The sequence below is a fragment of the Seohaeicola nanhaiensis genome (assembly GCF_042654245.1).
GTDB lineage: Bacteria > Pseudomonadota > Alphaproteobacteria > Rhodobacterales > Rhodobacteraceae > Seohaeicola_A > Seohaeicola_A nanhaiensis.
In genome coordinates, this window is the sequence record NZ_JBHSGI010000003.1 from 24,559 (window position 1) to 39,027 (window position 14,469).

General features: G+C 61.8%; 12 protein-coding genes and 2 pseudogenes. 1 reads left to right on the top strand and 13 read right to left on the bottom strand.

Annotated elements, in window-relative coordinates; genetic code table 11:
- Nucleotides 1-8: 8 nt before the first annotated feature.
- The 10 genes and pseudogenes from ACFO5X_RS06200 to ACFO5X_RS06245 all read right to left on the bottom strand — a co-directional run bounded on the left by ACFO5X_RS06200 (nucleotide 9) and on the right by ACFO5X_RS06245 (nucleotide 11,129).
- Nucleotides 9-1,014, bottom strand: a pseudogene (locus ACFO5X_RS06200) (IS30 family transposase).
- A gap of 98 nt (nucleotides 1,015-1,112) precedes the next feature.
- The gene (locus ACFO5X_RS06205; protein ID WP_380716408.1) at nucleotides 1,113-1,931 is read right to left on the bottom strand and encodes an MBL fold metallo-hydrolase; all 819 of its coding nucleotides are present in this window, start codon (nucleotides 1,929-1,931) and stop codon (nucleotides 1,113-1,115) included.
- Between the two features lie 154 nt (nucleotides 1,932-2,085).
- On the bottom strand, nucleotides 2,086-2,652 hold the full coding sequence (locus ACFO5X_RS06210; RefSeq protein WP_380716409.1) for a biotin transporter BioY: 567 nt from the start codon (nucleotides 2,650-2,652) through the stop codon (nucleotides 2,086-2,088).
- 53 nt (nucleotides 2,653-2,705) lie between these two features.
- Nucleotides 2,706-3,872, bottom strand: coding sequence for an acyl-CoA dehydrogenase family protein (locus tag ACFO5X_RS06215; protein ID WP_380716410.1), 1,167 nt, complete (start codon nucleotides 3,870-3,872; stop codon nucleotides 2,706-2,708).
- On the bottom strand, nucleotides 3,869-5,875 hold the full coding sequence (locus ACFO5X_RS06220; protein WP_380716412.1) for an acetyl/propionyl/methylcrotonyl-CoA carboxylase subunit alpha: 2,007 nt from the start codon (nucleotides 5,873-5,875) through the stop codon (nucleotides 3,869-3,871). Before ACFO5X_RS06220 ends, ACFO5X_RS06215 begins: the two co-directional genes overlap by 4 nt.
- A complete protein-coding gene (locus ACFO5X_RS06225) occupies nucleotides 5,872-6,666 on the bottom strand; it encodes a crotonase/enoyl-CoA hydratase family protein (RefSeq protein ID WP_380716413.1) in 795 nt (264 codons plus the stop codon). Before ACFO5X_RS06225 ends, ACFO5X_RS06220 begins: the two co-directional genes overlap by 4 nt.
- Nucleotides 6,667-6,676: 10 nt before the next feature.
- Nucleotides 6,677-8,275 carry an acyl-CoA carboxylase subunit beta gene (locus tag ACFO5X_RS06230; RefSeq protein ID WP_380716414.1) on the bottom strand — a complete coding sequence of 533 codons (1,599 nt, stop codon included), beginning with the start codon at nucleotides 8,273-8,275 and terminating at the stop codon, nucleotides 6,677-6,679.
- Nucleotides 8,276-8,278: 3 nt separating this feature from the next.
- Nucleotides 8,279-8,908, bottom strand: a complete 630-nt coding sequence (locus ACFO5X_RS06235; RefSeq protein WP_380716415.1) for a TetR/AcrR family transcriptional regulator — start codon at nucleotides 8,906-8,908, stop codon at nucleotides 8,279-8,281.
- A gap of 181 nt (nucleotides 8,909-9,089) precedes the next feature.
- A complete protein-coding gene (locus ACFO5X_RS06240; RefSeq protein WP_380716416.1) occupies nucleotides 9,090-9,920 on the bottom strand; it encodes an SDR family NAD(P)-dependent oxidoreductase in 831 nt (276 codons plus the stop codon).
- A 24-nt stretch (nucleotides 9,921-9,944) separates the two neighbouring features.
- The gene (locus ACFO5X_RS06245; RefSeq protein WP_380716417.1) at nucleotides 9,945-11,129 is read right to left on the bottom strand and encodes a lipid-transfer protein; all 1,185 of its coding nucleotides are present in this window, start codon (nucleotides 11,127-11,129) and stop codon (nucleotides 9,945-9,947) included.
- Between the two features lie 153 nt (nucleotides 11,130-11,282).
- Between ACFO5X_RS06245 and ACFO5X_RS06250 the strand changes: the two genes are divergently transcribed.
- On the top strand, nucleotides 11,283-12,029 hold the full coding sequence (locus ACFO5X_RS06250; RefSeq protein WP_380716418.1) for an acyltransferase: 747 nt from the start codon (nucleotides 11,283-11,285) through the stop codon (nucleotides 12,027-12,029).
- A gap of 118 nt (nucleotides 12,030-12,147) precedes the next feature.
- On the opposite strand, the gene ACFO5X_RS06255 is transcribed toward ACFO5X_RS06250, so the two are convergent.
- The 3 genes and pseudogenes from ACFO5X_RS06255 to ACFO5X_RS06265 all read right to left on the bottom strand — a co-directional run.
- On the bottom strand, nucleotides 12,148-13,755 hold the full coding sequence (locus tag ACFO5X_RS06255; protein WP_380716419.1) for an acyl-CoA carboxylase subunit beta: 1,608 nt from the start codon (nucleotides 13,753-13,755) through the stop codon (nucleotides 12,148-12,150).
- A gap of 2 nt (nucleotides 13,756-13,757) precedes the next feature.
- On the bottom strand, nucleotides 13,758-14,261 hold the full coding sequence (locus ACFO5X_RS06260) for an acyl-CoA carboxylase biotin carboxyl carrier protein subunit (RefSeq protein ID WP_380716420.1): 504 nt from the start codon (nucleotides 14,259-14,261) through the stop codon (nucleotides 13,758-13,760).
- Nucleotides 14,261-14,469: pseudogene (locus ACFO5X_RS06265) on the bottom strand (biotin carboxylase); the annotation flags it as partial. The gene ACFO5X_RS06260 and the pseudogene ACFO5X_RS06265, both read right to left, overlap by 1 nt.

The following is a 14,469-nucleotide window of genomic DNA, read 5'->3' on the forward strand; positions in this document are numbered from 1 at the left end:
TTATCGTTTTACGTCAGTCTGTTCCGGATCTCCATCAGCTTGCTCTCGAAGATTTCAGCCGGGGTCCGGTAGCCGAGACATCTGCGCGGCGTGGAATTGAGGCGCTGGCAAATCGACCTCAGATATCGATTTGTCAGCGCCGTCGGTTCGGTGGAACGGGGCAGGTACCTTCGCAGCCTGTTGTTGGTATTCTCGACAGTACCTTTCTGCCAGGGCGCCTGAGGATCGCAGAACCAGCTGTCGGCCCCGATCCCGTCCTTCAGCCGCTGCCAGGCTGAGAACTCGGTGCCTCGATCGAAGGTGATGGACTGGCGGGCTTCAGCGGGCAGGGGGGCCAGCCCGTTGATCAGCGCCTCCATGATCGGCTTCGATTGACGGTCCTCGTTCCGGATCACGACGGCATAGCGGCTGACCCGTTCAACGAGTGAGGTGACATTCACTCTCCCGTGCTCCTTCCGGAACATCACCAGATCACACTCCCAGTGGCCAAACTCCGAGCGGTCCGAGATGCGGTCCGGCCTTTGGGACAAGCTCTGGCTTTCGGTGATATGGGCGTGTCGGTACTTCCGATATCCACGGGCGCGACGCCGCACCTTCCGGCAGATGGCGGTAGAACCCCTCGGCCCGCCCGACCTTGGAATAGGCGAACCTGTAGATCGTCTCGTGACTGATACAGAGAGGATGTCGTTCCAGGCGCATCCGGCCTGCAATCTGCTGAGGCGACCATCCGGCTTTGAGCCGATCCTCCACCGCTGCTTTCAGTTGCGGATGTACGAGCATCTTGCGATGCACAGCTCGGCGCCTCTCGTACATCTCCTGGGCCACAACAGCGTGGTAGCCATTCAACTCGGGCAGTTCGTCGTCCACATAGCTGTTGCGCTTCACATCCCGATAGATCGTCGAGGCCGATCGTGACAGCAGGGCAGCGATCTCCAGAACCGGTATTTTGGCCTCTCGCCACTTTGCAACCTTGCGACGTTCTTCCAGACTCAGGTGAGAATAGCAGCGGCCCATTTGGCTTCCTCCATGCAAGCTTCTGTTTTACTACAGAATTTGCACTTCGTTTGTGAATCCACCAAAAACGCGCTGAAAATCTGGTAATGAAGTTTATGTTAAGGAAATCTCCAGATCCCTTCGTCCTGAACCACCCGGGATTCTGAAAGAAGCTTCTCCAGATGCGCCGCGGCATTTCGTTCGGCGGCCATTGCAATATGCGGGTCAGATTTTTTGTAAACGGAAGTGGCGATATTCTGGAGCGAGTCGGAGGTACTTGAGAGGTGCGCGAGAATCTCCGACTCACGACGCATCCGGTTGGCGAGCAACCGTTTGACGTACGGTCCCGGGTCCCGGAGTACAGGTCCGTGACCCGGCAGGCTGACCTTATCGTTGCGATCGATTAGCCGCTGAAGCTGGCTGCAGTAATCGCGCATGTTGCCGTCAGGGGGGCTGACTATAGAACTGTTCCAACTCATCACGTGATCGCCTGTGAAAAGTACTCCATCCGGCCTCGCGAAGCAGAGGTGATCGCTCGCATGACCAGGTGTGTGCAGGACAGTAAGACCAGCGATCACCTGCCCGTCTTTCAAAAAGCCGTCAGGTTGAAACGCATCGTCAGGAAATGCGCGCGAAACATAAACCGGCAAACCTGTACGTTCGCGCAATGCCGGCACGGCCCCGAAATGATCGGAATGGTGATGTGTCAGGAGAATTCCGGCTGGGTTGGCTCCCAAATTCTCGACGATTGCTTCGAAATGTGCACTGTCTTCTGCTGGACCGGGGTCGATAATGAACCGACCGTCAGGAGTATCAATGATATAGCTATTCGTCCCGTGATAGGTCATCTTCCCGGGATTGTTGGCAACGATCCTTAGGATTCCCTCGGCCACCTCTACGCCCTGCGCACGAGGAGGGTCAGGCTCACCATAAAACATGTTGTTTCTTGTCATTCTTTACGACCATGTATTGATTGCGAACAATCCGTATCATGCAGCTCCGCCTCTTGCTCTTGCACAGTTTCGGAATCCTCAAGCTGGTTTTCAGCGCCGGTCGAACCCGGCACTGGAACAAAGCAACGAAGCCCGGCGTTCAAACACGGCCCCGATTGTGGAACCCTGTATACAGCACCACGGCAATTGCCGCCTTGGCCAGATCTCCAAGCAGGAACGGGTAGAGCCCGGCGTTCATCAATTTTTCTCCATAGCCGACAAAGCCGCCCAGCCAGAAGAGCCCTGCGCAATACATAAGTGCAGAACCGAAAAGTACAGCGACAGTTGCTCTGAATGCAGGCTGAAACCCTCTCAACTTTTGAACCATCCATCCGGCGGCAGCCGCTGCGAGTGCGAACCCAATCAAGTATCCGCCTGTGGGGCCGGCAATATAGACCAATCCGGCCGGCGCGGGAGGCGTGCCAGCGAAAACCGGAAGGCCAAGCGCGCCTTCCAGAAGGTAGATTACTACAACAAGTCCACCGCGAACTGGACCCAGAAAAAGTCCAAGGCCCAGGACTGCTAGGGATTGGGTCGACATCGGAACCGGGTGGAAAGGAACCACGATTTTCGCGGAGAGTGTCAGAAGAATGGTGCCGATGAGTATAGTTGCGAACTCTCGGGACAGACTTGCGAGTGGTTGGCGTTGAGTAGATTCCAAATTCATTTTGTTAGTCCTTGTGTCAGTTGGTCGTTGATATGGTTTTTGTAATGGTGAGTTCACATCCGCTTGGCGACCTCTTCGAGCATGACCTCGGTGGCACCACCGCCGATGGCCTGGACACGGGCATCGCGCGACATGCGTTCCACGGGTGTTTCCCGCATATAGCCCATACCGCCATGGAACTGGACACAGTCGTAAAGCACGCTGTTTACCAGCTCGCCACAATAGGCCTTGACCATCGATACTTCTTTGACGCAATCGCGGCCCGCGGCATCTAGTGACGCAGCGTGATAGGTAAGCTGACGTCCCGCTTCAATCCGGGTCTGGCAATCGGCCAATCGCTGGCGCACTGCCTGCTTGTCCCACAACACACCACCGAAAGCCTTGCGCTGCTTGACGTAATCCACAGTCATTTCCAGTGCGGATTGCGCCTCGGCGCAGGCCATTGCACCCAGCACGATCCGTTCGTTCTGGAAGTTCTTCATCACCGAGTAGAAGCCCCGGTTCACCTCCCCCAGCACGTTCTCTGCCGGGATGCGCACATCCTCGAAGATCAGTTCGGCGGTGTCCGAGCACAGCCAGCCGGTCTTGTTCAGCGCCCGGCCGACAGAGAACCCCGGCGTGCCCTTTTCGACCGTGAACATGGTGATCCCGCGCGAGCCCTTGGCGTCCGGGTCGGTCTTGGCGCCGACGAAATAGATGTCGCCATGCACGCCGTTGGTGATGAACATCTTGGTGCCGTTGATCACCCAGTCCGATCCGTCCCGCACCGCGCGCGTGCGCATCCCCGCCACGTCAGACCCGGCGCCCGGTTCGGTCACGGCCACTGCGGCAATCTTTTCGCCCGAGGTGATCGACGGCATCCAGCGCGCCTTTTGTTCGGGTGTACCGGCGTTTTCAAGATGCGGCGAGGCCATGTCGGTATGAACCAAAACGGTGGCCGAAAAGCCGCCGAAGGTGGAGCGACCCACCTCTTCGGCCAGCATCACGCTGGACATCACGTTCAGCCCCGAGCCGCCATATTGCTCGTCATAGCGCATGCCCAGCACGCCCAGATCGCCCATCCGGCGCAGCACGTCACGCGGCACCATGCCATCCCTTTCCCAGGCGTCGGCCTTGGCCGTCACTTCGGTTTCGATGAAGCGGCGCAGCTGCGCGCGGATCATGTTAAGGTCCTCACTGAACGGGCCTGTGGCCGCATCAATCATGTCATGCTTGGTCATTGGGTTTCCTCTGGATCGAGTTTTACAAGGGGCGCTTGCCCGGCGACGGTGTCGCCGGCGGCGCAGTAGATTTCGGCTACAATGCCCGCAAACGGGGCGACCAGGCTTTGCAGCAGTTTCATCGCCTCAAGCACCACCAGTGTATCGCCCGCCGCGACCCGATCGCCGGGCGCGACCCGCAGTTCGACCACTGCACCGGGCATCGGCGCGACAAGCAAGTCTGCCCCGCCGACCTTTCCCGAAGCGCGTTGCAGGTGTCTGTCCTCCAGCGTTTCAATGGCAAACCCGGCCATGCCATCCGGCGTGGATAGAAACACCTGCCAGTGATCTTTCGTGCGGCGCAGGTGGGCGGCGCGGGCAAAGGGCACGCCGCCGATACGGCCTGTCAGGCGGTCGGCGGTCAGGCCGGACGCTTCGACGGCAACAGGGGTGCCGTCCGGCAATGTGATCGTCAGATTCCGTGTATCGCCCGCCACGCAGGCCGGGTCTTCCTCCCCCGAGGCCCAATAGGACGCGGCGCCGGGCAGGCCCGCGCGCGCGGTCAGACGCCACGCACCCAGACCTTGCCAGGGGGTGCTCCCGGCCGTCGGGACCAGATGCAAATGCAGGGCCAGCGCGGCCAGCGCGCGGCTTTGCGCATCGGATTCGGGGGGCGTCCAGCCATTCGCAAACATCTCGGGCAGCCCGGCGGTGTGATGCCGGATCGCGGCAAAATCGGGATGCATCAACAAGGCGCGCTGAAACGCCAGGTTCAGCCCCACCCCGCCCACTGCAAAGCCCTCGATCGCGGCCACGCTGTCACGGATCGCCTGTGCCCGGTCCGGCGCATGGATGATCAGCTTGGCCAGCATGGAATCGTAGTGATGGCCGACAACTGAGCCTTCCCTGACCCCAGTATCCAGCCGCACGCCCGAAGGCGGTGCCCAAAGCGTGATCGTGCCGGTTTCGGGGCGGTAATTCTCGGCCGGGTTTTCGGCGGCAACGCGCACTTCGATGGCGTGGCCTTCGAAGTGTACGTCGGGTTGCTGGAAAGTCAGCCGCTCGCCCCGCGCGATGCGCAACTGCCATTCGACCAAGTCGATTCCGGTGATCGCCTCGGTGACGGGATGTTCGACCTGAAGGCGGGTATTCATCTCAAGGAAGTAATAGGCGCGGCGCTCGGGGTCATATAGGTATTCAACCGTTCCCGCAGAGCGGTATCCGATCGCCTGTGCAAGGCGCACGGCGGCAGCGCGCATATGCTCGCGCAGATCGTCTGGCAGATTCGGCGCGGGGGCCTCTTCGATAAGCTTCTGGTGATTGCGTTGCAGCGAACAGTCCCGGTCGCCGAGATGCACCAGGTTGCCATGCGTGTCGCCCAGCACCTGCACCTCGACATGGCGGGAGCGGAGCGCATAGCGTTCCAAAAATACCGCCGGATCGCCGAACGCACCCTGCGCCTCTGCCCGGGCAGAGGCGATGGCCTTGGGCGCGTCGGCCATGTCGGTGACGAGACGCATCCCGCGTCCGCCACCGCCGGCGCTGGCCTTGACCAGGAATGGCACCCCAAGCGCGCCCGCCTCTTGCAGCAGGCGTGAATCCGATTGATCGGCACCGCGGTACCCGGGCAGCACCGGCACCCCTGCGGCCTCGGCGGCGGCCTTCGCCGCGATCTTGGACCCCATCTGAGCGATGGCGTCGGGTGCCGGCCCGATAAAGACCAGACCCGCGGCCTCGACCGCTGCCGCGAAATCGGGGTTTTCGGACAGAAAGCCATAGCCGGGATGCACGGCACCCGCGCCCGTGGCGCGCGCGGCCTCCAGAATGGCCGCGACGTTCAGGTAGCTTTCAGACGCAGCCGCCGGGCCGATGCAGACAGCGTGATCGGCCTCGGCCACGAAGGGGGCGTCGCGGTCGGCCTCGGAAAAGACCGCAACCGTTTCCAGCCCCAGCTTGCGGCACCCGCGCTGGATGCGCAGGGCGATCTCGCCCCGGTTGGCGATCAGGACGCGGGTGAAACTCATTTCACTCTCCACGAAGGCACGCTCTTGTTGAGAAAGCTGTTGATGCCTTCAATGCCTTCCCCGGTTTCCCAGGCATCGGCCAGACGGTCGGCGGTGTAGATCATGTTGGTTTCCAGATCGTGACTGGCGACATAAGCGATCAGCGCCTTGGTATCCGCCACCGCGCCGGGTGCTGCCTGAAGGTGATCGTGCACCACCCGTTCGACGGCGGCATCCAACGCGTTGGCGGCGACGACCTCGGTGAGGAGCCCGATCCTTTCGGCGCGCGCGCTGTCGAAGAGCGCGCCCGACAGCATGGTTTCACGCGCGTGCACCTTGCCGATGCGGGCCACCACGTAGGGCGAGATATTGGCGGGCAGCAGACCCAGTTTCACTTCGGTCAGGCCATAGCGTGCGCCTTGGGCGCCGATGGTATAGTCGCAGACCGAAATCATGCCGACGCCACCGCCATATGCCGGCCCGTTGATCCGCCCGATCAGGGGCTTTTGCAGCGTGTCCAGTCGGCGCAACAGATGCGCGAGCGTGGCGCTTTGTTCGACCCGTTCGGCGCGAGATTTTTCGACGTTTGAGGCGAACCAGTTGAAATCCCCTCCAGCGCAAAAGCTTTTGCCGGCACCGGTCAGGATCACGATGCGCACCTTGTCATCTGAAGCCAGATCCTCGACCGCGTCGAAAAGCTCGGCGATCAGATCGGCGTTCAGCGCATTGTGCTTGTCAGGGCGGTTGAGGGTTAACGTGGCAACGCCACGCGCGTCGGTTTCGACAAGGATGGTTTCATAACTTGTTGTCATGACATCGGCCTCACATTCTGAAGACGGGCGTGTGGCGCCCTTTCTCGGGCACCGACGAGACAATGGCCAGACACAGGCCCAGAACGTCGCGGGTCTGCCCGGGCTCGATCAGCCCGTCATCCCAGAGCCGCGAAGTGGCGTAATACGGATCGGACTGTTCGCCATATTGGGCACGCACCTGCGCCTCGATCTGCGCAAGATCGGTCTCCATCCTTTCAGGCTCGCCGCCTTTCTGGCGGCGCAGCTCCTGCATCACGTTGGTCGCAATGTCCGCGGACATGGTGGCCAACTCCGCCGTTGGCCAGGCAAAGAGGAAATTCGGTGCAAATCCGCGTCCACACATGCCGTAATTGCCCGCGCCATAGGATCCGCCAAGCAGGACAGACAGGCGCGGCACCTTGGCGACGGACATGGCATAGACCAGCTTGGCGCTGTTCTTGGCGATGCCGCCGCGCTCCGCCTCGGTCCCGACCATGAAACCCGCGATGTTGTGCAGGAACAGAAGCGGGATATTGCGCTGGTCGCACATCGAGACGAACTGCGCGCCCTTCAGCGAACTGTCCGACATCAGCGCGCCGTTGTTGGCCAGGATACCGACCCGATAGCCGTGGATCCGCCCGGTGCCGCAAACCAGCGTCTCACCCCAGCCGGGCTTGAATTCGCGGAACTCGCCCGCGTCGATCATGCGCAGCAGAACCTCGCGCATGTCGTAGGGCTGCTTGCGGTCGGCGCTGATGACGCCAAGCAATTCTGACGGATCATGCGCGGGCGGCGCGGGGGCTGCGTCGGGCGGCATCGGGCGCGACTGGCCCAACTCGGCCACGATGTCGCGCATCAGCGCCAGCGCATGGTATTCGTCCTCGGCCAGATGGTCGGACACGCCCGAGACGCGCGAATGCATCTCGGCACCACCCAGCGTTTCGCCATCGGCCACTTCGTTGATCGCCACCTTGACGATAGAGGGCCCGCCCAGATGGATGCGCGCGTTGCCGCGCACCATGATCACCTCGTCCGACAGCGCGGGAATATAGGCGCCGCCTGCCGTGCAGCCGCCGAACACGGCCGAGATCTGCGGTAAGCCGCTGGCCGACATGTTGGTCTGGCGATAGAAGGAATTGCCGAAATGGCGGGCGTCGGGAAAGACCCGGTCCTGCTCGGGCAGATAGGCCCCGCCGCAATCCACCAGATAAAGGCAGGGCAACCGGTTTTCCGCCGCGATTTCCTGGGCGCGGATGTGCTTTTGCACCGTCTCGTGGTAAAAAGAGCCGCCCTTCACCGTCGCGTCATTGGCGATCACCATGCAGGGCAGCCCATGAACGATGCCGATGCCGGTCACGATTCCCGCACCTGGCACCTCGCCCCCGTATTGCCCGTAGGCCGCGAGCGACGACAGTTCCAGAAACGCCGTGCCCGGATCCACCAGCAAGTCGATCCTCTCGCGGACCAGCAGCTTGCCGCGCTTGCGGTGGCGTTCCACCATGTCGGGGCGTCCGCCCGAGGTGGCCTCGGCAATCCGCGCGCGCAGCGTCTCGACCCGCGCGCTTTGCGCCTGGTGATTGCGTGCGTAGATCTCTGATGCGGTCAGCACCGCTGTTTCAAGGCGCGCCATATGTCAGGTCTCCTGTCTTTCAAGTATTCCGTTAAGGAACACATCGGCATAGGTGCGTGACAGCGCCTCTGCGCTGCCGCGGTGCGGATCGAACCATTCCAGCGTGGCGTTCAGCGCGCCGATCAACATCAGGCGCAGGCGGCGGATGTCCACGTCGCGTTTCAGCGCGCCGTCTGCCTGGAGCCGGGACAACAGGTTGTCCCATTCGGCCTCATAGGCCCGGCGCGTGTGCAGATTGGCATCGCGGACGGATTGCGGCACCTGCCCGAAAATGCGCACATTGGCCGAGGAATAATCGCTGACGTCTAGAAGCGCGCGCAGGTGCGCCCCGATCGCTGCCCGCAGGATCGCCTCGGCGCCGGTGCCCTCGGGCAAGGCGGAAACGGCTTGGCGCATGCTCTCGTGAACGACCTGAATACCTGCATCCAGAACGCGCGCGACGATCTCGTCCTTGGAGCCAAAATGGTAATATATGCTGCCCGCCTTGATTCCAGCGGCCTCGGCGATTTTTCTGAGTGACACGGACCCATAGCCCTGTTCGCGGAAGAGCCGCGCCGCAACATCCAGCACGCCATCACGCCCGACCGCCCTCCGGGGGATCGCGTTGAGCTTGCTCGCTGAGGTATTCGCCATGGGGTCTCTTTACGGTACACTGCCTAACTAACACCTGTTAGGTAATTGGTGCCGATGAGTCAATCCTCCCGAACGTGTTGGATTGGAATTTGTGGCGAATCCCGTCCGGGCAATCGTCATACGGCCGCCGGAAATGCCGGTCGCCAGCCAAGGCCCGAATACGTGGTTTGGCTGGCGTGGGTCAGATCGTGAATCCGCCGCCGCAAATGATGTGCTGACCCGAAATGAAGTTAGATTCGGGCGTACAGAACAAATAGACCGCGCCAGCGGCCTCTTGCGGGGTGCCGACCCGGCCCAGCGGAATCATGCGCTCCATCTGGGACAAGAGATCGGGGTTCACACCAACCTTGATTTCTTTGTCTTCCACCTTGATCGTGCTGTCGCCTTTGGCGCTGCCCTCGGTCAGCCGCGTGCGGATCGGGCCAAAGGCCACCGCGTTGACGTTGACGTTGTAACGGCCCCATTCCTTGGCCATCGTCCGGGTGACACCCAGAACACCGGCCTTGGCGGCGGCATAGTTGATCTGGCCGGCATTACCGCCGGTCCCCGCGATGGATGAGATATTCACCACCTTGCGGAACACCTCCTGCCCTGCGGCAGCCTCTTCCTTGGCCTTGGCGCTGATCACCGGCTGGGCGGCGCGCAGAATCCTGAAGGGCGCGGTCAGGTGAACGTCGATGATCGCCTGCCACTGTTCGTCGGTCATCTTCTGAACGACGCTGTCCCAAGTATAGCCGGCATTGTTCACGATGATGTCCAGCCCGCCAAAACTGTCCACGCCCGTCTTGATGAAACGTTCGGCGAAACCGTCTTCTGTCACGCTGCCGGCGCAGACCACGGCCTCGCCGCCAACCGCACGAATGGCCTCGGCGGTCTCATTGGCCGGGTCGGCATCCAGATCGTTGACCACCACGCGCGCCCCTTCCGAGGCCAGCTTGAGCGCGATCTCGCGACCGATACCCCGGCCCGAACCGGAAACCAGCGCAACGCGCCCGTCAAGTTTTCCAGTCATGTTTTCTCCTCCCGATTGGTGCTGTCACGCTTTTTCATAAAGCGTGGTCACACAAGCCCCGCCAAGACCCAGATTATGCTGGAGCGCCAGCCGCGCGCCTTCCACCTGCCTTGCATCTGCCTGCCCGCGCAACTGCTGGACTAGCTCGGTGCATTGCGCCAGGCCGGTCGCCCCCAGCGGATGCCCCTTGGACAACAGCCCGCCCGACGGATTGGTCACGAATTTGCCGCCATAGGTGTTGTCGCCGTCATCGACGAATTTTGCCGCATCACCGCGGCGGCAAAGCCCAAGCGCCTCGTAGGTGATCAGCTCGTTATGGGCGAAACAGTCATGCAGTTCGACCACGTCCACATCCTGAGGGCCGATGCCCGCCGCCTCATAGACCTGATCGGCGGCGCGTTTGGCCATCGAATAGCCGACGACCTCGCGCATGTCATGCGCGCCGAAGGTTTCCGGGCCGTCCGTCGTCATGGCCTGAGCGGCAATGCGCACCGAGCTGTCCAGACCGTGCTTGTCGGCGAAGGCCTTGGAGCACACGATTGCCGCAGCCGCGCCACAGGTCGGTGGGCAAGCCATCAGCTTTGTCATGACGCCGGGCCAGACGACCTGTGCCGCCATCACTTCTTCCGGCGTCACTTCCTGCCGGAACAGCGCCACCGGGTTCCTGGACGCATGCCGACTGGCCTTGGCGCGGATTTTCGCGAAGGTTTCCAGCGTAGTGCCGAACTCTTCCATATGCGCTTTGCCCGCGCCGCCGAAATAACGCAGCGCCAGCGGAATATCGGAATTGCCGACCAGATCGTCGGTTTCTTCGTCGAACGCCGCAAACGGGCTGATCCGATCGTGGAACATCGCGCCGATCGCGCCGGGCTGCATCTGCTCGAACCCAAGCGCCAGAGCGCATTCCACTGCGCCGCTTTCAACGGCCTGGCGGGCCAGGAACAGGGCAGACGAGCCGGTCGAACAGTTGTTGTTCACGTTCACGACCGGGATGCCGGTCATGCCGACCTGATACAAGGCCCGCTGGCCACAGGTGCTGTCGCCATAGACATAGCCGACATAGGCCTGCTGAATCTTGCCATAATCCAGTCCGGCATCGGCCAGAGCGGAACGGGTGGCGGCGGTCGCCATCACATCATAGCTTTCGGATTTTCCGGGCTTCTGAAATGGGACCATCCCGACGCCGACGACATAGGCTTTGTCTTTCATTTCTCTCTCCCATGTTTGGTCTGGCCACACTGAATCGAGCGCCATGCCATTTTCTACCATTTGTTAGATTCTATATCCCGGCGCATCGGCCTGTCAACAACGTCGCGCCGCGACATCAGGCGCGCACCCGATTTGCCGACACATGTTTGATCATTGTCGCCGGGCGTCTTGAATGGCAGGGCATTTTCAGGTTTACGGGTCCGGGCGAGACCCGGACCGGCGTTTGCCGAACATCGGGCACCCGGTTGCGGCATCGCGAACCTCGCGGCCTATGAAGGGAAGAGCAAGATGGCGCATTGCTATGAATTCAAGGGGTTCGTTCCCGTTGTTCCCGAGGATACATATGTCCATCCTCAGGCGGTTCTGATCGGAAATGTCATTCTCGGCCACGGCTGCTATATCGGCCCCGGAGCAAGCCTGCGGGGCGACTTCGGCAGGATCGTGATCGGGGATGGTGCCAATGTGCAGGACAACTGCATCATCCATTCTTTTCCCGGCCGCGAAGCAGTGGTGGGCACCGACGGTCATATCGGCCACGGCGCGATCCTGCACGGTTGCACAGTGGGTCGGAACGCCCTGGTCGGGATGAATGCCGTCATCATGGATGGCGTAGAGCTTGGTGCGGAATCAATCGTCGGCGCGCAGGCGTTCGTGCGGGGCGAAACGATAGTTCCACCGCGCTCGATGGTGGTCGGATCGCCGGCAAGGGTAATCCGCGACGTCACCGAGAAGGAAGTCGCTTGGAAAACACGCGGAACTGCCGAGTATCAGCAACTCGCGCGCGACTGTCTGGCCGGATTGAAGCCCGTCGAGCCGCTGAAGGCGGTCGAGACCGACAGGCCGCATATGGCCGCCTCCGACGTCGTATCCATTCAGGAGGCGCGGCAGAAGCCATCCTGACCTGTCCGGCAAACCGGACAGGTCAGGGTTCCCGCGTGCCTCAAAAGCCCCCGTTGGCATCGCCTTGACGCGGGACGGCAACTCCGTAATCCAGTGTGCCGCCCTGCCCTTCAGGCCGTCACAGCCGGAATATCCCGTAATGCGGATCGTCGATCGGCGCGTTCAGCGCAGCCGAGATCGACATGCCGAGCGCGTTGCGCGTGTCCGCCGGGTCGAGAATGCCGTCATCCCACAATTCCGATGTCGAGGTATAGGCCTCGACATCGCGCCGGAACTTCTCCAGCACCGGGTCACGGATCGCGGCGATTTCCACTTCGGTCAGTTGCTTGCCTTCGCGTTCAAGCTGCCGGATCTTGACGTCGGCCATGGTGTTGGCGGCCTGATCCGCCCCCATTACGCCGATTTCCGCCTGCGGCCACATGAACAGCGTGCGCGCATCCCAGGCCCGCCCGCACATGCCGTAATTGCCGGCCCCGTAGGACGCATTGGCAATCACGGTGAACTTGGGCACGACCGAGCCGCCCTGCGCCATCAGCATCTTGGCGCCGTCCTTGGCGATGCCGCGTTCCTCGTATTCGCGGCCGACCATGTAGCCGGTGATGTTCTGAAAAAAGACCAGTGGCGTACGGTTCTGGTTGCATAGCTGCATGAAATGCGCGGCCTTCAGCGAGCTGTCGTTGAACAGCACCCCGTTATTGGCGAGGATCCCCACTTTGAAACCCCAGATATGGGCAAAACCACAGACCATCGTGGTGCCGTAATCGGGCTGATATTCGTGAAAGCGCGAACCGTCCACGATTCGGGCAAGAACCTCGCGCATGTCGAACTGGGTCTTCCGGTCCTTGGGGATGATCCCGTAAAGTTCCTTGGGATCGTAATAGGGCTCCTCATGCGCCGCCGTTTCGATGATGGTTTTTGGCGTGCGCTTCCACTGGCTGACAATCTCGCGCGCCAGCGCAAAGGCGTGCTGTTCTGTGGCGGCGCGATAATCGCCCGTCCCCGAGACAGAGGTGTGCATCACCGCGCCGCCAAGCTCCTGCACGCCGACCTCTTCGCCGGTGGCCGCCTTGACCAGTGGCGGACCGCCCAGAAAGATCGCCCCGGTGCCCTCGATGATGATGTTGTAATCGCTCAGCGTCGGCACATAGGCGCCGCCCGCGGTGCAATGCCCGCCAACGATGGCAATCTGCGGGATATTGGCCTGGCTCAGCTTGACCTGGTTGCGAAACACCCGCCCGCCTAGATAGCGGTCGGGAAACACGCCGTGTTGCAGCGGCAGGAAGCCTCCGGCGCTATCGCAGATATGGACGACCGGCAAATGGTTCTCAAGCGCGACATCCAGAAGCCGCACGATCTTTTTGACGGTATGCGGATACCATGCACCACCCTTGACGCTGGCATCGTTGGCGTGGATGGCCACCTCGCGGCCCTGCACGATGCCGATGCCCGTCACCACGGCGGCACCGGGCACGGCGCCATCATATTCGCGGCAGGCGGCCAGCGTCGAGAATTCAAGAAACGGCGTGCCCGGATCGAGCAGCAGCTTCAACCGCTCGCGCACGCCCAGTTTGTTCTGGCGTGCCAAGCGGTCGATGTCCCGTTGGGGCCGCTCGAAACGCGCCGCGTGCTGGCGAGCGTGAAACTCCTTCAGCCGTTCGGACATGGCGGCAAAATTGGCCTTGTAGTCGGCGGCATTGGTGTCGATGTGGCTTTCGATCCGGCGCATTGTCACTCCTCCTGCGGGGTCAGCTGGGCAAGGACGGCCTTTAGGCCGAAACTGTCACCCGCGGTAAAAGGCATTTCGGCAACCACACCGTCGCGCGGCGCGGTCAGGGTGGTTTCAAGCTTCATGCTTTCGATGACCAGAAGCGGCTGGCCTTCTGTAACGGTGTCTCCGGGCTTGACCGCCACCGAAACGACGACCCCCGGCATCGGCGCCAACAGTCGATCACCCCCTGCAGCGCCCTGCCTGCCGGCAAGCCGGTCGTCGGGATCGACCCTCCCAACCTCGAAGGTGCGCCCGTTCAAATGTATGAAGGTAGATTCCGACCCGACCGCCAGCCGCAACTCATGCGCCCGCCCCCCGGTCCGCAGCACATGTGCGCCCGGCGCCCCGGTCGGGTCCAGTTGGCAGGGAACCGCGCCATCTGGCATATTCAGGATAAAGCGGCTGCCATCATGGGTCAGCCAGCATTCGGCCTCATGGCCGGCGATCATGAATATTCTGCGCATCAGTTTCTCCACCCGCCCATCTTGCGGTGCATTTCGGGTATCTGCATCACGTCAGTCACCAGCCGTTGATCAGACAGGGCCGCCGCCGCCATAAGCAGGGTGGATACATCCTCGCCCGGTGCGGTCAGCACATCCGCCTGTTCGGCTAGAAACCCGGTTGAAACATCGCCCGACGCAAAATCGGGATGTGCAAGGATCGCGTCCAGAT

Bases quoted from the DNA above. Each gene is read 5' to 3' on its own strand.
- ACFO5X_RS06205 (WP_380716408.1), bottom strand. From the start codon at position 1,931: ATGTTTTATGGTGAGCCTGACCCTCCTCGTGCGCAGGGCGTAGAGGTG.
- ACFO5X_RS06210 (WP_380716409.1), bottom strand. From the start codon at position 2,652: ATGAATTTGGAATCTACTCAACGCCAACCACTCGCAAGTCTGTCCCGA.
- ACFO5X_RS06215 (WP_380716410.1), bottom strand. From the start codon at position 3,872: ATGACCAAGCATGACATGATTGATGCGGCCACAGGCCCGTTCAGTGAG.
- ACFO5X_RS06220 (WP_380716412.1), bottom strand. From the start codon at position 5,875: ATGAGTTTCACCCGCGTCCTGATCGCCAACCGGGGCGAGATCGCCCTG.
- ACFO5X_RS06225 (WP_380716413.1), bottom strand. From the start codon at position 6,666: ATGACAACAAGTTATGAAACCATCCTTGTCGAAACCGACGCGCGTGGC.
- ACFO5X_RS06230 (WP_380716414.1), bottom strand. From the start codon at position 8,275: ATGGCGCGCCTTGAAACAGCGGTGCTGACCGCATCAGAGATCTACGCA.
- ACFO5X_RS06235 (WP_380716415.1), bottom strand. From the start codon at position 8,908: ATGGCGAATACCTCAGCGAGCAAGCTCAACGCGATCCCCCGGAGGGCG.
- ACFO5X_RS06240 (WP_380716416.1), bottom strand. From the start codon at position 9,920: ATGACTGGAAAACTTGACGGGCGCGTTGCGCTGGTTTCCGGTTCGGGC.
- ACFO5X_RS06245 (WP_380716417.1), bottom strand. From the start codon at position 11,129: ATGAAAGACAAAGCCTATGTCGTCGGCGTCGGGATGGTCCCATTTCAG.
- ACFO5X_RS06255 (WP_380716419.1), bottom strand. From the start codon at position 13,755: ATGCGCCGGATCGAAAGCCACATCGACACCAATGCCGCCGACTACAAG.
- ACFO5X_RS06260 (WP_380716420.1), bottom strand. From the start codon at position 14,261: ATGCGCAGAATATTCATGATCGCCGGCCATGAGGCCGAATGCTGGCTG.